Source organism: Flavobacterium sp., assembly GCF_017744675.1.
Classification (GTDB): domain Bacteria; phylum Bacteroidota; class Bacteroidia; order Flavobacteriales; family Flavobacteriaceae; genus Flavobacterium.
In genome coordinates, this window is sequence record NZ_JAGIAV010000004.1 from 172,567 (window position 1) to 193,389 (window position 20,823).

The following is a 20,823-nucleotide window of genomic DNA, read 5'->3' on the forward strand; positions in this document are numbered from 1 at the left end:
AAACTTGAAACCTGAAACAAAAAAAACTATTTCTGGCGTCCCTTCAAAACTTCAACAACATCATTTAATTGATATCCTTTTGCTTGAAGCAGAATTAAATAATGAAAAAGTAAATCTGCGCTTTCGCTAAGGAACAAATCGTCGTTATCGTCTTTTGCTTCAATAACCACTTCTACAGCTTCTTCACCCACTTTTTGAGCAATTTTATTGATTCCTTTTTCGAATAAAGAAGCCACATAACTTTTCTCAGAATCAGCGTTTTCTCTTCTGGTTTTGATTGTATTTTCTAATTGAGAAATGAAACCATAATTAGCCGAATTTGGTTCTTGCCAGCAAGTGTCAGCGCCTGTGTGGCACGTTGGCCCAACAGGTTTGGCCTGAATCAAAAGCGTATCTCCGTCGCAGTCATTTTTAATGCTTACTAAATTCAAGAAGTTACCACTCTCCTCGCCTTTTGTCCAAAGTCTTTGTTTTGAACGGCTAAAGAAAGTCACTTTCTGTGTTTCTATTGTTTTTTGAAGCGATTCTTCGTTCATATATCCCAGCATCAAAACATTTTTTGTTTCTGAATCCTGAATTATAGCCGGAATCAATCCGTGTGCGCTTTTGATATCGATTTCCATATTTTTAGTCTAAAGTTGTAAAGTCGAAAGTCTTAAAGTTAAAACTAAATTCGAACTTCAATATTGTTATTTCTTAATTCTTGTTTTAAAGCTTTAATCTCGATTTCTTTAAAGTGAAAAACACTAGCCGCCAAAGCCGCATCTGCTTTTCCTTCTTTAAACGAATCTATGAAATGCTGCATGTTTCCAGCGCCTCCTGAAGCGATAATCGGAATATTTACCAACTCTGAAAGTTTAGCCAAAGCTTCATTTGCAAAACCTTTTTTAGTTCCGTCATTGTCCATTGAAGTAAATAAAATTTCTCCGGCTCCACGTTCTGCAACTTCAACCGCCCAATCAAATAAATTTAATTCTGTTGGCACCTTTCCGCCGACTAAATGCACAATCCATTGTCCATCAATTTGTTTTGCGTCGATTGCCACAACAACGCACTGACTTCCAAATTTCTGAGCCAAATCGTTAATCAATTGCGGATTTTTAACTGCCGATGAATTGATCGAAACTTTATCTGCGCCGTTATTCAACAAAATATCAACATCTTCTACAGACGAAATTCCGCCACCAACCGTAAACGGAATGTTGATTTTTTCCGCAACGCTTCGCACCATATTTACAAGTGTTTTGCGTCTTTCTTCGGTTGCCGAAATATCCAGAAAAACCAATTCATCTGCACCTTCAGCCGAATAAAGTGCAGCCAATTCGACAGGATCGCCAGCGTCTCGTAAATCAACGAAATTAACGCCTTTTACGGTTCTTCCGTTTTTTATATCTAAGCAAGGTATAATTCTTTTTGCTAACATTTCTCTAATGTGTTAATTAGATAATTAGACAATTAGATAATTTTTTTTTCGTCACGTATAAATTATCTAATTATCAAATTTTCTCATTTTCTAATTTTAAATATGTCAATTTGAGAATTAAACAATTAGATAATTTTATGCAGTCGCTATATAATTATCTAATTGTCTAATTCTCTCATTTTCTAATTATAAAATCCTCTAGTTGCTTCAAGCTGATTCTTCCTTCGTAAATCGCTTTTCCAATGATAGTTCCTTCGCAACCTAATTCAGCTAATTTTGGCAATTCATCAAAAGTTGAAATTCCTCCTGAGGCAATTAATTTTATTCCGTTTGCTTCTGCTAGAATTTTTCCGTATAAGTCAAAACTTGGACCTTGAAGCATTCCGTCTTTGGCGATATCGGTGCAGATAACGTACTGAATTCCTTTTGATTGATAATCCTGAATAAACGGAACCAAATCTTCATTTGATTCTTCTAACCAGCCTGAAACGGCAATTTTTTCGTTTTTTGCGTCTGCACCTAAAATGATTTTATCCGTTCCGTATTCCGAAATCCATTTTTCGAAAATTGTTCTGTTTTTTACTGCAATACTTCCGCCAGTGATTTGGTTTGCACCGCTTTCAAAAGCAATTCTCAAATCATCATCTGATTTTAATCCGCCGCCGAAATCAATTTTTAGGCTTGTTTGCGTTGCGATCTGTTCTAATATCTTATAATTGACAATTTTACTTGATTTTGCGCCGTCAAGATCTACTAAATGCAAATATTCTATTCCGTGTGCTTCAAAAGATTTCGCTACTTCAAGCGGATTTTCATTGTAAATTATCTTCGTATCATAATCACCTTTGGACAAACGAACGCATTTTCCTTCAATGATATCTATGGCTGGTATTATTCTCATTTTTTGTTAGTCTTAAAGTTTGAAAGTCGAAAGTCATAAAGTCTTTTCCACTTCTCAAAATTGATATTTTTATTGTTTTTTGATATTGTTATTGAATTGGAATTTACATTTTTAAGAAGTTTCCAAGGATTTTCTCTCCCACATCACCACTTTTTTCTGGGTGAAACTGCGTTCCATAAAAATTATCTTTTTGCAAAGCCGATGCATATTCTACATCATAATTGGTTTTAGCAATAGCATATTCGCAATTTGGCGCATAAAAACTGTGAACCAAATACATGAATTCATTTTCAGCAATGTCTTTAAACAAATCGGTTTTTAAATCATAAATCTGATTCCATCCCATTTGAGGCACTTTTACACTGTTTGAAAATTTCAAAACATCCACATCAAAAATCCCTAGACCTTCTGTATTTCCTTCTTCTGTTTTGTTGCACATCAACTGCATTCCAAGACAAATTCCTAAAACTGGCTGTTTCAATTGCGGAATCAAACTTTCTAACCCGCTTTCGTGAAGCTTTGCCATTGCTGAACTCGCCTCGCCCACGCCAGGAAAAATCACTTTATCCGCCGCTTTAATTTCGTCTGGATTATTACTTAGAACAGCTTTAAAACCCAATCTTTCAATAGCAAACATAATGCTCTGAATATTTCCTGCTCCGTAATTTATAATTACTATTTTCATTTATTTTTTTGTTTGTTTTGTTTCAGGTTTCAAGTTGCTTAACAGAACATGAAATATAAAACTTGAAACTTGAAATTTGAAAAATTTCTTATCTACAAATCTGTATAATGAGCAATCATCTTGTTCACCAATCCTTCTTCATTAAAAAACATTACTTCAATTGCTTTTTTATCCATTATCGATTTATAATACAATGCAACAGAATTTACACCTGAAGTAACATCAATCAACTCAAACTTTAAATCTGGAAATTTCGATAGTGCTTTACTCCAATAAGCTGCTACGTTTTCTTTTCCAGAAAGTGAACCGCTTTCAATTCCTCCTGCCAATTTAATCATTGGTGTTGTAATTTCAAGATCATCGGAATAATGACTCATAATATCATTTAAATCATGAGAATTCCAGGATTCTATCCAAGATTTAGCAAATTTTTCAGCGTCCATGTTTTCTAGTTTTTTAGTTTTTTTTGTTTCAGGTTTCAAGTTCCATGTTGCACTTTTTGTTGAGTAACTTGAAACGTGAAACCTGAAACAAATTTTAAAGCATTCCCTTCGTTGAAGGCAAAATCATTTTTTCGGTATCTCTTTTTACGGCCACTTTTATGGCTTTCGCGAAAGCTTTAAAAATGGCTTCGATTTTGTGATGTTCGTTGGTTCCTTCTGCTTTGATGTTTAAGTTTGCTTTTGCACCGTCTGTGAAAGATTTGAAGAAATGATAAAACATTTCCGTTGGCATTTTACCGACCATTTCGCGTTTAAATTCCGTTTCCCAAACCAGCCAGTTTCGTCCTCCAAAGTCAATTGCAGCTTGCGCTAAACAATCATCCATTGGCAGGCAGAATCCGTAGCGTTCAATTCCTAGCTTGTTTCCTAACGCTTTCGCGAAAACTTCTCCAAGGGCAATTGCAGTATCTTCGATTGTATGGTGCTCATCTACCTCTAAATCGCCTTTAACGATGATTTCCAAGTCCATTTGGCCGTGACGTGAAAGTTGATCTAACATGTGATCAAAAAACGCAATTCCGGTATCGATTTTGCTTTTTCCTGTTCCGTCAAGGTTTAAGTTGATGTAAATATCTGTTTCATTCGTTTTACGAGTAATTGAAGCAGAACGCGCTTCTAATTTCAAAAACTCATAGATTGTTTTCCAATCCATTGACTGCAAAACGATTGTATCATTTAATTCTTCACGTTTAGATGAGATTTCATTGCTTCCAATTCCATCTGTATCGTTCATGAAAATAGCTTTTGCTCCAAGGTTTTTAGCCAACTCAACATCCGTTAAACGATCCCCTAAAACAAAAGAATTTGCCAAATCATATTCTGGATTGTTCAGGTATTTTGTCAGCATTCCAGTTCTTGGCTTGCGTGTTGGAGCGTTTTCTTCTGGAAAAGTTCTGTCAACAAAGATTTCATCAAAAACAACTCCTTCGTTTTCAAATGCTTTCAGAATAAAATTTTGAGTTGGCCAAAACGTATCTTCAGGAAAACTATCAGTTCCAAGTCCGTCTTGATTGGTTACCATTGCCAATTCGTAATCCAATTCATTAGCAATTTTAGCCAGATATTGAAACGCTTTTGGATAAAACTCCAGTTTATCTAAGCTGTCTAATTGATAATTTTCAGGTTCTAAAACAATCGTTCCGTCACGATCGATAAAAAGTACTTTTTTCATGTATTTTATTTTTTTCTGCCACGAATTCTCGAATTATATTTATTCAAACTTAAAATCCTTGACATAATATGTGCTAATTGCACTAATTGCCAAAAATTAAATAAAATTCGTGAATTCGTGGCTAATATATTTTTAGCTTAATAATTTCAATTCCTTAATTACAACTGCATTTTCTTCTTTTGTTCCGATTGTAAAACGAAGACAGTTTTCACATAATGGCTGTGTAGTTCTGTTACGGATAACGATGCCTTTTTCGATTAGCTGATCGTATCTTTTGTTGGCATCATCCACTTTTGCTAAAATAAAATTAGCTTCTGTCGGATATACTTTTTCAACAAAACCTACTTCAAGTAAAACTTTAAGCAATTCTTCTCTTTGCTCAATAATAGAAGCTATTTCTTGTTTTATTTTTTCAGAATCTCTTAAGCGCTCGATTGCTCTTTGCTGGGTTAATTCGTTTACGTTGTAAGGCGGTTTGATCTTGTTTAAGATTGAAATTACAGCTTCAGAAGCATAACAAACTCCTAAACGAATTCCAGCCAAACCATAGGCTTTAGAAAGCGTTTGCGTAATCACTAAATTAGGATATTCGTCAATTTCTATCAGCCAACTTTCTTTATCCGAAAAGTCAATATAAGCTTCATCAATTACCACTAAACCTTTGAAGTTTTGAAGTAATTCAACTACGCTTACATCCGAAAAAGAATTTCCCGTTGGATTGTTTGGCGAACATAAAAAGATGATTTTAGTATTCTCGTCAACTGCTTCTAAAATCTTCTCTACTTGTGGCTGAAAATCTGTTGACAGTAGAACTTCTCTGTTTTCTACGGCATTAATATTAGCCAAAACACCGTACATTCCGTAAGTTGGCGGTAGCGAAATAATATTGTCTGTATTAGGTTCGCAGAAAGCTCTAAAAAGTAAATCTAGCACTTCATCACTTCCATTTCCTAATAAAATCTGACTTTGCTTTACTAAATTATTCTTGGCTAAAATGGCTTTTACCGAATTCTGCTGTGGATCTGGGTAACGATTTACTCCATTTTGAAACGGGTTTTCATTAGCATCCAAAAAAATCATATCGGCTGTATCAAAATCTTCAAACTCATCTCTTGCAGAAGAATACGGTTTTAAAGATTTTACGTTTTCACGTGTTATTGTATTTATATCAAAGGTACTCATCTGTGTTTCTTTTTTTTTTAGAGAATAGATGAAAGAACAAAGACTTATCATCTCTAATTATCTTGCTTCTTGCTTCTTTTCTCTACTTTTCTCTTATTCTAAACTTTTCAATCTCAAGGTCACAGCATTTTTATGCGCTTGCAAACCCTCAGCTTCAGCCATTGTTTCTATTGCTTTTCCAATATTCTGGATTCCTTTTTCTGAGATTTTTTGAAAGGTCATCGATTTCATAAAACTATCCAGATTTACACCGCTGTAATTCTTTGCATAACCATTTGTCGGCAAGGTATGATTGGTTCCAGAAGCATAATCTCCAGCGCTTTCAGGCGTATAATTTCCGATAAAAACCGAGCCTGCATTTACGATTCCGTTGCAATAAAAATCATCATATTCCGAACAGATTATAAAGTGTTCTGGTCCGTACTCATTAATTAAATCTAAAGCGATCTGGTCGTTTTTGACATAAATCAATTTCGAATTTTCGATTGCCTTTTCTGCAATTGCTTTTCTTGGAAGTATCTCCAGCTGTGACTGCACTTCTTTTTCTACTTCATCAATTAGTTTTTTTGAAGTTGAAACCAAAATCACTTGACTGTCTGTCCCATGTTCTGCTTGAGACAATAAATCTGAAGCTACAAATGATGGAACAGCCGTATCATCAGCCACAATCAATAATTCTGAAGGTCCTGCTGGCATATCAATTGCAACTCCAAATTGTGTTGCCAATTGTTTCGCCACAGTAACAAACTGATTTCCTGGCCCGAAAATCTTGTATACTTTCGGAATGGATTGTGTGCCAAAAGTCATTCCTGCAATCGCTTGAATTCCGCCAACTTTTAAAATTTTAGTCACGCCACATAAATTGGCTGCATATAAAATAGCTGGATTAATTTTTCCTTTCTTGTCTGGCGGAGAACATAATACAATTTCTTTACAGCCTGCAATTTCAGCGGGAACAGCCAACATTAAAACAGTAGAAAACAAAGGTGCAGTTCCTCCTGGAATATATAAACCAATCTTTTGAATTGGTCTTTTTTCTTGCCAGCAATTTACTCCTTCGATCGTTTCAACAGCAATCCTCTCTGTTTTTTGAGCATTGTGGAATTTATAAATATTTTCTTTTGCCAATTCAATAGCTTCTTTTAATTCGCTTGGAATCAAAGCAATTGCTTCGTCGATTTCTTTTGCAGAAACTTCATAATTGTCTTGTGAAATTCCGTCAAAAATCGAAGTATACTTAGCAACAGCTTCATCTCCTTTTCTTTGAACTTCTTTGAAGATTTCTTTTACCGTAACTTCAATATCATCAACAGTTTTAGTCGGTCTTTTTAATATTTCTGACCAGATTTCTGGTTTTGGATTGTCTATTTTATTCATAATATTTCATATTAAATTCCAAATTTCTAAAATCCCAAATTCCAACACTATCCTTGGGATTTGGAATTTAAAAATTGAAATTTCTTCTTATAGTACCATTTTCTCAATTGGGCAAACTAAAATACCTTCTGCTCCTACTTCTTTCAATTGGTCGATTACATCCCAGAAAGTGTCTTTGTCGATTACTGAGTGAACGCTGCTCCAGCCTTCTTGAGCCAAAGGAAGAACCGTTAAACTTCTTAAAACCGGAAGAATTTTTCCAACGGCTTCAATTTTATCGTTTGGAACGTTCATTAGAATATATTTTGAATTTCTTGCTCTTAAAACAGCTTGAATCCTGAATTTTAAAGTATCAATATGCTTTTGGATCTCTGGAGAAACTTTTGGAGAAACTGCCAAAACCGCTTCACTTTTTAAGATTACTTCAACTTCTTTCAAATTGTTTTTAAAAAGTGTGCTTCCGCTTGAAACAATATCTACAATAGCATCTGCTAGTCCGATGTTTGGAGCTATTTCTACAGAACCTGAGATTTGGTGAATGTCTACAGTTAAACCAAATTTACTGAAATATTCGTTTACTGTGTTTGGGTAAGAAGTGGCAATGCGAAGATTAGCTAAATCTTGAACTGAATTGTACTCAAAAGTTTTAGGAACCGCCACCGAAACTTTACATTTTGAGAAGCCAAGTTTCTGAACTACTTCAATTCCTTTTCCTTTTTCTACCAAAAGATTGTCGCCAACAATTGCTAAGTCTACTACTCCATCAATTAAATATTGCGGAATATCTGAATTTCTAAGGTATAAAACTTCAAGAGGAAAGTTTGAAGCTTCGGCTTTTAATTGGTCGATTCCGTTGTTGATTGAAATGCCGCAGTCTTTTAGAATTTGAATGCTGTCTTCGTTTAAACGACCTGATTTTTGAATTGCAATTTTTAAAGTACTCATTTTTTTAGTTGTTTGTTGGATTAATAGTTTGAGTACAAAGAGAGCTTGAATTAAAAAACCCGTTTGATGTACTCAAACGGGTTTTAAAATATGATGATTTACATGCATACCATTAACACATCGCTTGAGAGCAATAATGTAAATGATGATGATGTAATTGAATTGAAATCATGATTTGTTTTGTTTTTACTTCTTTGATTCGGTTGCAAATATACTAGATAAAATATTTAAAAAGCAATTTTTATTTTAACTTAACGATAGTTTATTGTTAAAAATCGTTTTGAACGGCAATTTGCTTAATAATTTTAAAATTACTTTAACGAATGGTCATATTCTTCAAAAACCAATAAAACTTGGGTTCCTTTTCCGATTTCGCTCTCAATTTTAAATTTAATCTGAAGGAGATCGGTCATTCTTTTCACAATAAACAAACCAAGTCCCGTTCCTTTAATTTCAGCGTGATTAAGAGAATCTGACCTAAAAAATGGATTAAAAATAGACTCCAGATCTTTCTTTGCGATTCCGATTCCTTGATCTGAAACAGTGCAACTAATGGTATCGTTTTCTCGTGACAATGAAATTCTAACTTCGCTATCTGGTTTTGAATATTTTATAGCATTTGAAATAATATTTCGCAGAATCGTAACCGTTAAGTAGTTGTCCGAATAAATATAAAACTCACCTGGAGCATCTAAAACCACATTGATTCTATCCGATTTAATTTTGTCTTCTTTTAATGCCAAAGCATCTAAAACGGCCGCATTTAAATAGACTTTTTCTCTGTTTATATTTTTTTTCTGATTCTCAAAACGAGCCATCAAAAGCAACTGATCTACAAGAGAATTTAAGTGGTCAACTTCATTAATGCAATAATTAATTTTTTCTTTATATTCACTGTTATCTCGAGGTTTACGTATTAAGACTTCAAGTGTTCCTTTAATAACTGTCAGAGGTGTTCTTAATTCGTGAGAAGCATCAGATGTAAACTGTTTTTCGCGCTCTATAGCATCTTCGAGCCTATCCAACAAATTATTAATTGTATTAGAAAGCGTAAACAATTCATCTCTTGTTTTGGGCAGCGGAATTCGAGATTTAAGATTGTCTTTTGTAATAATTTTAGAAGTCTGAATAATGTTATTTATAGGTTTTATGCTTCGTCCCGCATAAAATCTTGCCAGAAAAAACAAGATCAAAAGTATGATTGGGAAAGTAATCAATAAAGTATCCATCAAATTATCTAAAACTTTGGACGAATCAGACAAAGACATCGCAATAATCAAATACCCAATTTTCCTTGACTTGATGTGAAGCGGCACTTGCATTTGACGGATTTTATTCCCTAGTAATTTGGTGTCAAAAAGTTCAAAATGGTCTTTATTTTCATGAAAAGCAAGTTTCTCATTTTTTAAATTAGGAGACTTTTCAAGGATTTTCTTGTTCAAATCTAAAAACTGAACGAATACAGGATTCACATCAACAGAATTATGTTCTCTTTCCTCCCATTCTTCGGTATCCATGAAAACGACAACACCATTTTCAATTTTCAGTTCTTTTAAATGGTCTTGAACTTCAATATTTAAATTTTCATCAATGTGATTGTAAACCGTCAGTTTGACAATAAAATAAATCGCCGAAAAGACTGCCAAAACTAGCAATCCAGTTCCTACAATATAGTTTAATGCGATTCTATTTCTAAAGGATAATGATGTCATTTTGCTAATCATTGGCAATGTATCCAATGCCACGGATGGTTTTTATATAATCTTCTTCAATTTTAAGATTCAGTTTTTTTCGAATGGCATTCATAAAAACATCGATAACTCCAGTATCGTACTCAAAATTGATTTCCCAGACATCTCTTAAAATCTGGTTTCTTGTGCAGACTTTTCCTTTATGCTGAATTAAATACGCCAATAATTCAAATTCACGTTGCGTTAGCGAAATTTCTTCACCTCCGTTTAAAACGATATGCCTAGACAAATCCATGGTAATGTTTCCTAGAATCAGGGTTTCGGTTTGTTTTTTATTTCTAAAGTGAACTTTAATTCGCTCTACCAATTCCTCAAAACTAAATGGCTTTTTGATATAATCGTTTGCCCCCGCTTTTAAACCTTCTATAGTTTCCTGAACCGTATCTTTTGCAGTTAAAAAGATAATTGGTGTCACCTGATCTTTAATCCTGATAGCTTTGCACAGATCAAGACCATTAATTTTTGGCAACATCCAATCTAAGAGAATCAAATCAAATTTTTGTTCCTGAACCAGCTCAAAACCTTTAGAACCATCGGCTGCAGTAGTAATTTGATAGCCTTCTTCTTGCAAACCTTGTTTTAGAAATTGGACAATTCCTACTTCGTCTTCAACTATTAAAATATGCATTTATCGTATCTAATTAAAATTTGAATTTTATTTTGAACCCAAAGATAAATAATTTAGCCCTCAGAAATAATTGAAAACGCCAATAAATACAGAAAGCGGCTTCTTAAGCAAACATTAAGTTAACGTTAAGTAAGGCAAAAGTCGTACTTAATCTAAAATTAATCTTTTTGAAGTAATTTTGCAAAAAATTACTTCAGATGAATTTTTATAAAAAACTTTCACCTTTCTACAATTTGGCATTGCTGTATTTTATAGTGAGTTTTACACTAAGAATAGTATTGCTTTTTCATCCAATTACTCAGAGTTCATTTACATTTGCTGAGAGCTTAAAAATCTTTTCATTAGGTTTAGTATCAGACTTTTTTGTATTTGCTTTGGCTTCGGCTTTCTTATGGCTGTATCTTATCTTTATTTCCAATTCAAAATACAATAAACCATACGGTTATATTATTCTTGCAAGTTTCCTGGCACTTTTAATCTATATTGCGTCTGGAAAAAGTGTTTTTGATGAATATGGAGGTGCTTTACCTAGAATCGTTTTAATTTTTGTTGCCATTAAAACATTTTTATTTGCACTTTTGCTTTTCTTGCCAAAACACAGAGATAAAATAAGATTCTGGCTTTTTGCTTTTGTAATTTTTCTGTACGTTTTGCTGATTCTTCAAAATGCAATAAGCGAATTTTTCTTTTGGAATGAATTTGGAGTAAAATACAACTTCATCGCCGTTAATTATCTGATTTACACCAATGAAGTTATTGGAAACATTATGCAGTCTTATCCTGTTGTTCCTATTTTTTCTGCGCTGTTCATCATTACGGCAACAATTACTTACTTCATTGTTAAAAAATCAAGAAATTATATCGACGAAATTCCAAGTTTTAATCAGAAATTAAAAATTACAGCTCTTTATGCCGTTTTATTTATCTGCTCATTACTTGCTATTCCTGGATTAGCGAAAACAGAAAACTCTAAAAATGTTTTTGTTAACGAATTGCAGTCGAATGGAATCTATAAGTTCTATCTAGCGTTTCAGAACAGCAACCTAGACTATTTTAAATTTTACAAAACAATTTCTAACGAAAAGGCTTTCGCCATTTTAAAACAAGATTTTCCTACCATTAAAGGAAACAGCACTTTACGTCTGATAAAAGAAGATTCATTAGAACAGCGTAAAAATGTTGTTTTAATAACAATTGAAAGTTTAAGTGCCGATTTCATGAAAATGTACGGCAATGAACAAAATATTACGCCATTTTTGGACAGTCTGGCACAAAAAAGTTTGCTTTTTACCAATGTATATGCAACTGGAAATCGAACTGTTCGTGGTCTTGAAGCGGTAACTTTATGCATTCCTCCAACAGCTGGAGAAAGTGTTGTAAAACGAGAAGACAATAAAAATAAATTCTCAACCGGATCTGTTTTCCTTAAAAAAGGATACAATGTAAAATTCATGTATGGAGGTGATGCATTTTTTGACAATATGCAGGATTTTTATTCGGGGAATGGATATCAAATAGTCGATAAATCAAGCTTTTCTAAAGACGAAGTAACTTTTTCTAATGTATGGGGCGTTTGTGACGAAGACATGTACAACAAGGCTATTAAAGTAATGAATGGTGAAGCAAAGCAAAACAAGCCTTTCTTTAATCACATCATGACAGTTAGCAATCACAGGCCATTTACATATCCTAACAATAAAATAGATATTCCTGCAAACATCAAATCTAGAGAAGGTGGTGTAAAATACACAGATTATGCTTTGCGACAATTTTTTGCTCAAGCAAAAAAACAGCCGTGGTTTAAAAATACTGTTTTTGTAATTGTGGCAGATCATTGTGCATCAAGCGCTGGAAAAACAGAACTTCCGGTAGATAAATATAGAATTCCTGCTTTTATTTATATTCCGGATGCGAAACCCGAAAAATTCAACAAATTAATGTCGCAAATTGACATTATGCCAACCTTATTCGGATTGCTAAATTTTGATTACGAAAGTAAATTCTTTGGTCGAAATGTATTCAAGACAGATTATCAGCCTAGAGCTTTTATAGCTACTTATCAGGATTTAGGATTAATAAAAGACAATATTTTAACCATTTTATCTCCAAAGCAAGGAATCCAACAGTTTGATTTGAAGCTTATGGAGAAAACTGGAATTTCGCCTGAATTTCAAATTTATTACGATCAAATTCCATTGAAATCTGAAAACACAAAATTAGCTGACGAAACTATTTCTTATTATCAATCAGCTTCTTATGTCTTGAAAGAGAAGGAATATCAGTTTACAGATTTAACTAATAAAAATAAGAAGTTATACGCAAAAGTTCGCGAATAATTCAAAAGAATAAACCCGACATCTGTCGGGTTTTCTTTTATACTCCTTTTAATCCTTTCATCTGTGGCTTAATTTTTAATGCAAAGAATGCTTTTTTTTTTTAGCTTATATGCTTTCTTTGCGATAAGTGAGTCCACAAATAAAACTCAACGTTTTAAAACCTATTGAGTTTGTTTTTATAAGAGACATTAAAAATGCATCTTTGCGACCTCATTATTCATAAAAACAAAACTTAGCTTAAAAAAACTTAGCATTCTCCTGTTAAAAACCACAAAAAAAGCCTCAAATTCTATAAAGATTTGAGGCTTTTTTTAAGATTCCGAAGTAAAACTTGAAACTTTAAACTATAAAAACTTGAAACAAATTTTTAGTCGTTCTGATTCTTCATTCCGAATAAATCTCCTTTTTGGAACAATTTTAAATCATCCTGTAAAGCTTGATAATTTCTTTGCGTTAATGCTGGAGCATCCAAATCACTTAAGTCTGGTTTTCCTGCATTTATCCATGCCGTGTACCAAAAACTTGCAGTTGCAGTAATTGCTTTTCTCATTTGGCTTTCTACCATTCCGTTTAATTGCTCGTGTAATTTTTTAGCATACTCATCAGAAAACTTAGAGGTATTGTATTTTGTTTTTGCAATTTTACCCTCTGCATCCATTTCAAAAACTTTGTTTTCTGGAGTTGCAGTTCTTAGCTTTTTATCGATATCCAATAAAGGTTGCGCCAAGGTGTGAGTATCATTAATTAAATCCCAAATTGCTTTATGAACATCTGGATAATACTGTGCTTCAGGAACATTTAACTTATAATTTTTAACGAATAATTCTGGCAATCTGCTTTCCCATAAAGAGTGAATTCCTTTCTGATCTGTCAATTGTCCGTCGTGATTTGCAGAAGTATGCAATGGCATGTGCGCATCACCAATATAATGGCCTAAATCTGCTGCAAGAAATAAGATTTCAGCTCTATTTTTTTCTTTGAAAGCTTTAGTCAATTTTGCCATCATATCTTCGATATACCAAGGCAAGATTCCGTTATCGCTTAAGAATTTGGCGTCGTATTTTTGTTTTGCTTCTTCTAATGTTTGCGGATAACTGTCAGCAGAGCCAAAGTTTTCCATATCAAAATAATGTCTCGGACCTTCTTCCTTATAATTTAAAGCGTACTTGCGGATATCTGGAACCGAAGCTTCTTGTGTAATAAAATCAATGTGATTGTAAAAAAATATCTGTATTTGTTTTGGTAAAGCCATTACAGCAGCTTTGTTAATACGCTCATGGCCAACATTCCCCCATGACAGCATAAAAAAGCCAACAATTAAAGCGCATAAAGCTATTAATTTTGGTCTCATTTGGATTTTCTTCATTTGTTTTTTTATTAGAGGGAGCAAATTTAGTTTTAATTAAAGAATACGCAAAAAATACTGCTAATAAGATTCTACAATTTTAACTTTTTAATATTTTATGATCTAAAAACGGCAAGAAGTTCATATTAACAATAATTTTCTTTATACATTTGTTTAATTAAAACCAATACAATTTTATGCGCCAGATTACCTTAAACTTCTTTCTGTTAATTTCTTCTTTTTGTCTTGCCCAAGAAACTGATATACAGTTAAAAAATGTAAGCGACACAATACTAAATACCAAAAGAGTACTTAAATTTTCTGATCCGTTTGACGGTGTAAAAACAATGCAAAAATTGTTTCCTGGAAAATTATACCACCTTGCAGATAAAAACACTTTTTTAAGCTGGAAATGCAAAACCTGCAAACCTACGGCATTTTTAGATGTTAATGGCGTTGAAGGAGATCAAATGTTTCCATATACAGAAGGTGTTGCCACTAGACTTTTAGCTAATATCGATTATAGCGATTCTAAAGGAAATCAATTTAAAATACTAGCCTTTAATCATTCTGTTCATGATGAAGATGGACTTCAGACAGGACGTTTTTCTGGCGGATTGCTTGGTCTTGCAAAATTTGCAAAAAACAATACTGTTTGGGAAATGAGATCTTTTCAGCCAGCAGTTGCCGCATTTGGAGCTTTTGCACAATGTCCGACTCCAAAATTAGTTGAAATTGGAGAAGATCAGTTTGCTTTTACATTATTGCACGTTAACGGAGGTGCAGGCGGTCCTTTTGAAGGATGGTTATATCTTGTTGCTGGCTTTGAGGGGAAATACCAGCCTATTTTAGAAGTTGAAAATTACCAGCTTACAAACGTAGAAAGTGTAAAATGGTCTGGAACTTATTCAGTTGTAAATGATAATTCTAAAAAACATTTTAGAGATATAATTATCAAGACCTCTGGAACTTTTGATAAAGCGGCACGAGCTAAAGATGAATTTGAAGTAAATCTTCCAGAAGAATTGGCTGCAATGGCTAAAGCAAAAAAGTCGTTTAATTTTGAAATAGAAAGACGTTACACTTTCAAAGGAAAACTTTACAAAATGATTGACAAACCAATTGTAAAATTCTCCAATGTCAAATAAATACTTAATTCAAATAAAGAATTGACAGTAAAGCCAATACTGCTATAAAAATCCAAAGAAAAACACCTTGAAGCAACGGCTTTACCCCTACTGCTCTTAAAGTTGCAAAATTCAACGTTGCACCAATTAAAAATAAAGTAATAGTTAGTCCAACTTTTGCAATGCCAACAAAATGCGCTGTAAAAACAGCTGTTGACGGAATATAAGTGTTTACTAACATGGCAATAACAAACAGACCAATAAAATATGGAATCTTAATTCTAGAATTCTTGCTTTTAAATAAAAATGCCGTCAAAATAGAAATTGGAATAATCCATAAAGCTCTCGCTAGTTTTACTGTCGTTGCCACCTGAAGCGCTTCTGCGCCATATTTATTGGCCGCGCCCACAACAGAACTTGTATCATGAATAGCAATGGCACACCAAAGACCAAAATCTTTTTGCGACAGATCTAATTGGTGTCCGATAAATGGAAAAACAAATAAAGCAATAGAGTTTAGTATAAAAATAACGCCTAAAGCAATTGAAGCCTGATTTTCGTTTGATTTGATTACTGGCGAAATAGCCGCGATCGCACTTCCTCCACAAATAGCTGTTCCACAAGAAATTAAATGCGATGTTTTCTTTTCTGTTTTAAGCCATTTCCCTAATAGAAATCCGAAGAGCAAAGTACTGAATATCGAAAAAACAGTTAAAACAAAACCTTCTTTTCCTGCCGAAACTGCACTATTTGCATTCATTCCGAAACCTAAACCTACTACTGAAAACTGCAATAAAAATGTGATTGCTTTATGGTTGAATTCTACAAATGGATTTCCGAAAAGATTTACAATTAAAACACCAAATAAAAGTGCTATTGGCGGAGAAATAATCGAAAATAAACATAGTAAGATAACAACAAGAAAAAGTGCTTGCTGTAAAGATTGATTAATTTCAAATAATTGTGCTGATGTTTGTTCTTTTGTTTTCAAAATAAAGGCAATTGATATTTACTTTGCAAAGTTCTATCGTTTATCTCGAAAACACCAATCGTAAATTGCAATAGACTATAACTTCAAGTTATAGTGAGATGCTAAATTTTGGATGAATAGTTCTGATAAAGAATCTGATTTTCCTTGTAAGGTTATAATATAAAAATATCTTTCTATTGCTAATTCTTCAATGTCTAAAACAATCAATTCCTTATTTTTTAACTCCTTGCTTACAGCATGAATAGACATAAAAGCAAAACAATCTGAATTTAACAAATATGATTTTATGCTTTCTGTGCTTCCTAACTGCATTTCAATTTGCAAATCAGTCAATTTTAAATTTGCTTTTTTTAATGCAAATTCTATAACCTCAAGTGTTCCTGATCCGCGTTCTCTGGTAATGAATTTCATTGATTTTAAATCGCTTACTGAAATTTCACTTTGTTGTACTAACGGATTTTTGCTATTGCAGACTAAAACCAATTCATCTTTAAGAAACGGAATATATTTTATGGATTGATTTTTAGACTGCCCTTCAACAATTCCGATTTCGATTTCTTTATTGATTAAAGCATTTTCAATTTGCTCAGTATTTCCATTCAGCAAATTAACTTTTATGTCTTTTTGTTTTTGATGAAAACTAGCCAAAACTGGAGAAATAATATATTGCGAAATTGTCGTACTTGCTCCTAACCTTAATAAACCTTGGCGTTCTTTATTGAAAGAACTCATTTCAAAGTCTATTTCACGATAAATATCGAAAATACTTTTAGTATATTTTAGGAGAATTTTTCCTGCTGGTGTTAAAGCGATTTTAGAACCGTTTCGTTCAAAAAGTTTGGTTTTATAGGTTTCCTCTAATTCTTGAATATGTTTGGAGACGGCTGGCTGAGTAATGTATAATTCCGTTGCCGCTTTAGTAAAGTTAAGGCGGAGCGCAACGGTGTAAAATACTTTAAGCCTAAAGTCCATTTTTTATTGTTTTTGTTTAAAATTTAAAGTTTTAGGCTTTAAAGCTTTGTCCCTTTGTCTCTTTGTAACTTTGCTACTTTATATCTTATTACAATAAACCGTTATACTTTCTCACAAACCATTCAGCCGTAAGCAAAGCAGCAATCAAAATCAACAACCAAATCCAATCAATAATTGGAGTTTTACTTGAAATGTTTTTTTCAATTGATTTGTATTCTTTGTTTTCTAAAAGTGTATTAATCAATTGATCGGTTTGATTTTCGAAGAAAGCTTTTCCTCCTGTTTGTTGTGCCAATTGCTGTAATTTGACAACATCTGGATTTACGAACTGTTTTTCGATATCAAAATCTAGAATCTCAAAATGACTTGCGTAAGAAGTGTTTGAGTTTAATTCTTTTACTGTAAAGTTATATTTTCCTGCTGGAAGTCCTTCTAGATTAGCCGAGAAAGAATTGCTTCCTTTCAGCAAATCGTAATTTTTAGTTTGTTTTGTCGCTACATTTACAACTGTAATTGTTAGCCTAGCTTTTTCGTCAAACTCGTAATTTTTATTGAAATATTGCGCATTGATAATGATTTCTTCGCCAGAATTGTAAAAACTTTCATGAGTAACCACCAAAGATTTCTTTGAAGTAGTCGATGCTAAATATTGAATGATTTTATCGATAAAAACATCATACTTTTCAAAAGATTGATTGTCAACATGGCTTTGCAAACGCCATTTCCAGCTGTTTTCTCCTAAAAGAAAAGCAGTTCTTTTTCCTTGATTTTCGGCGAAAGCCAATAAAGGCGCATTGGTAGAAACGTTTCTAATTTTTGAAGAAAGCAAAACAGACACATTTCCGTTAGTGCTAATATTTCCAAACGGATTTTGTAAAGGCGGGAAATTTTCAAAACCAATATTATCAATAGCAAACAAATTAAAAGCCGATTGGAATTCGCAAAGAAAATCCTCACGCTGATTGCTCATTTTAAATATCAAGTTGTTTTGCTGCTGATTTAAAAAATTGAAATCGGTATTATTTCCTGTTATAATAAAGGTATTGGTTCCTTTTAATTTATTGTTATCAAAAATAGGCTTAAAAGCTGTGGTTGGCTGATACAAAACTAGAACAGAAACATCATCTAAATCGTTAATTTGATTTGGTTTAACTAATATTACTTTACGTTGCGCATTAACTTCAATGGAACGTTTTAAAGCTGCAATATCTGGATGATTGATTGCCGAAACAATCGCAATTGTCGATTTTTGATCGATTATTTCTACTGCAAAATTTTTGATGTTATTATAACTGTTTTTCTCTTTTGCAGAAGATTGAATGCTTGCTTTATAAATCTGCAATCCTACTTTATCTGCCGGAAGGAGTAAATTTAAAGAAGCCGTTTTCTTTGATGGCGAGAAAGAAAGTTTTTCTTTTGCTACAACGGTATTTCCTTGTGCGATGGTAAATTCTGCATTAGCTGTTTTGTCTCCTGCGTATTGCAGAAAAACTTCAACTGGAAATTTATTTTTATGAAAAGCGTATTTGTTTACGTTGAGCTGATTGATTTTTAAATCAAAAAAAGTGGTTGTATCTCCCACAACCAAAGGATAAACTTTATTAACAGGATCAAAACGATACACATAGTCGTTTCCTGTAGTTTGATTTCCGTCAGTAATAATTACTGTTGGGAAAATCAGATTTTTGTTGATGCTTTTTAAATTTTTAGCAACTTCGTCCAAATTGGTTTGATTCCCTTTGAAATCAAATTTATCTGAAATTTTAAAATCATTGTCAAACTGATAGGTTTGAATATCAAATTTTTCTTTTAAAGCAGGATTTGAAACCAGTTTTTGATATAATTCAACCGCTGTTTTATCTGATTTTAAAGCTACAATAGAACTCGAATTGTCGACTACAACCGCCAAAGGCGTTTTGGTAATTTCGAGAGAGTTTTTAGAAATAATAGGATTTATCAATAAAACCAATAATCCGAAAATGGCTAAAAAACGTAAAAAAGCCAAAAGTATAATCACATTGGATTTACTTTTGGCTTTAAAAAAATATTGAAAATACGACAACCCACCAGCAATTACTAAAGAAAGCAATAATAAAAGAATCGTGTTTGTAGTCATATTTATTTAGTGTTCAGTAATCAGTATTGAGTGATCAGATTTTATTTAGTGTCAGAGTCAGATAAGAACTGAATACTAAAATCTGAACACTGAAAACTTTTAAGTAAGCATTCCTCCGCAAACGTTAAGAACTTGTCCTGTAATGTAACCGCTCATATCTGAAGCAAGGAACAGACAAGCGTTTGCTACATCTTCTGGAGTTCCTCCGCGTTTCAACGGAATACCTTCTCTCCATCCTTTTACTACATCTTCGCTTAATTTTGCAGTCATTTCAGTTTCGATAAATCCTGGAGCGATGGCGTTGCAACGAATGTTACGAGAACCTAACTCAAGAGCTACCGATTTTGTAAATCCGATTGCACCAGCTTTAGAAGCTGCATAATTGGTTTGACCTGCGTTTCCAGAAACTCCAACAACAGAACTAATATTGATGATAGATCCTGCTCTTTGTTTCAAGAAAGTTTTCTGAATCGCTTTTGTCATATTAAAAACCGATTTCAAGTTTACATCAATTACTTGGTCAAAATCTGCTTCAGACATACGCATTAGCAAATTGTCTTTTGTAATTCCGGCATTGTTGATTAAGATGTCAACAGTTCCAAAATCTGCTAAAACAGCGTCAACAAAAGTCTGAGCTTCGTTAAAATCTGCTGCATTAGATTGGTATCCTTTAGCTTTTACTCCTAAACTATTTAATTCTGCTTCCAAAGCTTCCGCAGATGCTGCAGATGAGCTGTATGTAAAAGCAACGTTTGCTCCATGTTTAGCAAAAACTTCAGCAATTCCTTTTCCAATTCCACGGCTTGCACCAGTAATAATTGCAACTTTTCCTTCTAGTAATTTCATATTAAGGTATTCGTTTTTATTTTTTGAATTACAAATATAGATTATTTGAGCGTTTAATAAAATTTGTAATCCAAAAATTGCCTTAAGAATTTTAGATACTGCTAAAACAAAAAACAGCTCATAAGAAATGAGCTGTTTTCCCAAAATAAAAAAATAAAACTAAAAAATTTTAAATGTGATTTTGCTTCGTTATAAAAAATATAATGATCATAATCATCGCCATAATTAACATTCTACTAATGGAGTGCTTAAATTCCTCCGTTCCTTGATTTTTATCTTCTTTTCTTTGTTTGATAAGGTTCCAAATCATAATCGGGAAAATTACCGCTAAAGAAACGTACATATAAGGTCTTAAATATTCGTAATAGTAGCCATTTAAAAGAAGTGAGCCTAGTCCCCAAAAGAAAACCGCAATAGTTGCTGGTGTCAAAACTTTTTTAATCATAATATCTATATTTAAAACTATTTACTTTTAGAACAGAAATTGTGGTTGATAAAAAGCAGCTCGTAAAACGAACTGCCTT

At 33.0% G+C, this 20,823-nt stretch carries 19 protein-coding genes; 2 read left to right on the plus strand and 17 right to left on the minus strand.

The window, feature by feature from the left end; genetic code table 11:
• Nucleotides 1–26: 26 nt before the first annotated feature.
• The 11 genes from hisIE to J7574_RS11140 all read right to left on the minus strand — a co-directional run bounded on the left by hisIE (nt 27) and on the right by J7574_RS11140 (nt 10,566).
• On the minus strand, nt 27–623 hold the full coding sequence (gene hisIE, locus J7574_RS11090; RefSeq protein WP_290968116.1) for a bifunctional phosphoribosyl-AMP cyclohydrolase/phosphoribosyl-ATP diphosphatase HisIE: 597 nt from the start codon (nt 621–623) through the stop codon (nt 27–29).
• A 44-nt stretch (nt 624–667) separates the two neighbouring features.
• Nucleotides 668–1,423, minus strand: coding sequence for an imidazole glycerol phosphate synthase subunit HisF (gene hisF, locus J7574_RS11095; RefSeq protein WP_290968118.1), 756 nt, complete (start codon nt 1,421–1,423; stop codon nt 668–670).
• 175 nt (nt 1,424–1,598) lie between these two features.
• On the minus strand, nt 1,599–2,324 hold the full coding sequence (gene hisA / locus J7574_RS11100) for a 1-(5-phosphoribosyl)-5-[(5-phosphoribosylamino)methylideneamino]imidazole-4-carboxamide isomerase (RefSeq protein WP_290968120.1): 726 nt from the start codon (nt 2,322–2,324) through the stop codon (nt 1,599–1,601).
• A 103-nt stretch (nt 2,325–2,427) separates the two neighbouring features.
• A complete protein-coding gene (hisH, locus tag J7574_RS11105) occupies nt 2,428–3,009 on the minus strand; it encodes an imidazole glycerol phosphate synthase subunit HisH (RefSeq protein ID WP_290968122.1) in 582 nt (193 codons plus the stop codon).
• A gap of 92 nt (nt 3,010–3,101) precedes the next feature.
• Entirely contained in the window at nt 3,102–3,452 is a 351-nt protein-coding gene (locus J7574_RS11110; RefSeq protein WP_290968124.1) for a nuclear transport factor 2 family protein, read from the minus strand.
• Nucleotides 3,453–3,546: 94 nt separating this feature from the next.
• A complete protein-coding gene (gene hisB / locus J7574_RS11115) occupies nt 3,547–4,683 on the minus strand; it encodes a bifunctional histidinol-phosphatase/imidazoleglycerol-phosphate dehydratase HisB (RefSeq protein WP_290968126.1) in 1,137 nt (378 codons plus the stop codon).
• Nucleotides 4,684–4,815: 132 nt separating this feature from the next.
• A complete protein-coding gene (gene hisC, locus J7574_RS11120) occupies nt 4,816–5,865 on the minus strand; it encodes a histidinol-phosphate transaminase (RefSeq protein ID WP_290968127.1) in 1,050 nt (349 codons plus the stop codon).
• 93 nt (nt 5,866–5,958) lie between these two features.
• Complete coding sequence (gene hisD / locus J7574_RS11125) at nt 5,959–7,242, minus strand: histidinol dehydrogenase (protein WP_290968129.1); 1,284 nt, start codon at nt 7,240–7,242, stop codon at nt 5,959–5,961.
• 87 nt (nt 7,243–7,329) lie between these two features.
• The gene (hisG, locus tag J7574_RS11130; RefSeq protein WP_111424887.1) at nt 7,330–8,187 is read right to left on the minus strand and encodes an ATP phosphoribosyltransferase; all 858 of its coding nucleotides are present in this window, start codon (nt 8,185–8,187) and stop codon (nt 7,330–7,332) included.
• A gap of 311 nt (nt 8,188–8,498) precedes the next feature.
• On the minus strand, nt 8,499–9,899 hold the full coding sequence (locus J7574_RS11135) for a HAMP domain-containing sensor histidine kinase (RefSeq protein WP_290968134.1): 1,401 nt from the start codon (nt 9,897–9,899) through the stop codon (nt 8,499–8,501).
• A 4-nt stretch (nt 9,900–9,903) separates the two neighbouring features.
• A complete protein-coding gene (locus J7574_RS11140; RefSeq protein ID WP_290968136.1) occupies nt 9,904–10,566 on the minus strand; it encodes a response regulator transcription factor in 663 nt (220 codons plus the stop codon).
• A 197-nt stretch (nt 10,567–10,763) separates the two neighbouring features.
• Between J7574_RS11140 and J7574_RS11145 the strand changes: the two genes are divergently transcribed.
• Nucleotides 10,764–12,902, plus strand: a complete 2,139-nt coding sequence (locus J7574_RS11145; protein WP_290968138.1) for an LTA synthase family protein — start codon at nt 10,764–10,766, stop codon at nt 12,900–12,902.
• A gap of 367 nt (nt 12,903–13,269) precedes the next feature.
• Here the strand turns inward: J7574_RS11145 and J7574_RS11150 are convergent, their stop codons facing one another.
• Entirely contained in the window at nt 13,270–14,268 is a 999-nt protein-coding gene (locus J7574_RS11150; RefSeq protein ID WP_290968140.1) for a zinc dependent phospholipase C family protein, read from the minus strand.
• A gap of 176 nt (nt 14,269–14,444) precedes the next feature.
• On the opposite strand from J7574_RS11150, the gene J7574_RS11155 reads away from it, so the two are divergent.
• Nucleotides 14,445–15,395, plus strand: coding sequence for a hypothetical protein (locus J7574_RS11155; RefSeq protein ID WP_290968142.1), 951 nt, complete (start codon nt 14,445–14,447; stop codon nt 15,393–15,395).
• Between the two features lie 4 nt (nt 15,396–15,399).
• Here J7574_RS11155 and J7574_RS11160 read toward each other — a convergent pair whose 3' ends face one another.
• The 5 genes from J7574_RS11160 to J7574_RS11180 all read right to left on the minus strand — a co-directional run bounded on the left by J7574_RS11160 (nt 15,400) and on the right by J7574_RS11180 (nt 20,744).
• On the minus strand, nt 15,400–16,365 hold the full coding sequence (locus J7574_RS11160; protein ID WP_290968144.1) for a putative sulfate exporter family transporter: 966 nt from the start codon (nt 16,363–16,365) through the stop codon (nt 15,400–15,402).
• A gap of 75 nt (nt 16,366–16,440) precedes the next feature.
• Nucleotides 16,441–17,337: a LysR family transcriptional regulator gene (locus tag J7574_RS11165; RefSeq protein WP_290968146.1), complete on the minus strand. Its 897-nt coding sequence runs from the start codon at nt 17,335–17,337 to the stop codon at nt 16,441–16,443.
• 88 nt (nt 17,338–17,425) lie between these two features.
• Complete coding sequence (locus J7574_RS11170) at nt 17,426–19,453, minus strand: hypothetical protein (RefSeq protein ID WP_290968148.1); 2,028 nt, start codon at nt 19,451–19,453, stop codon at nt 17,426–17,428.
• 99 nt (nt 19,454–19,552) lie between these two features.
• On the minus strand, nt 19,553–20,299 hold the full coding sequence (fabG, locus tag J7574_RS11175; RefSeq protein WP_111369193.1) for a 3-oxoacyl-[acyl-carrier-protein] reductase: 747 nt from the start codon (nt 20,297–20,299) through the stop codon (nt 19,553–19,555).
• A gap of 169 nt (nt 20,300–20,468) precedes the next feature.
• A complete protein-coding gene (locus J7574_RS11180; protein ID WP_290968151.1) occupies nt 20,469–20,744 on the minus strand; it encodes a hypothetical protein in 276 nt (91 codons plus the stop codon).
• Between the last annotated feature and the right edge of the window lie 79 nt (nt 20,745–20,823).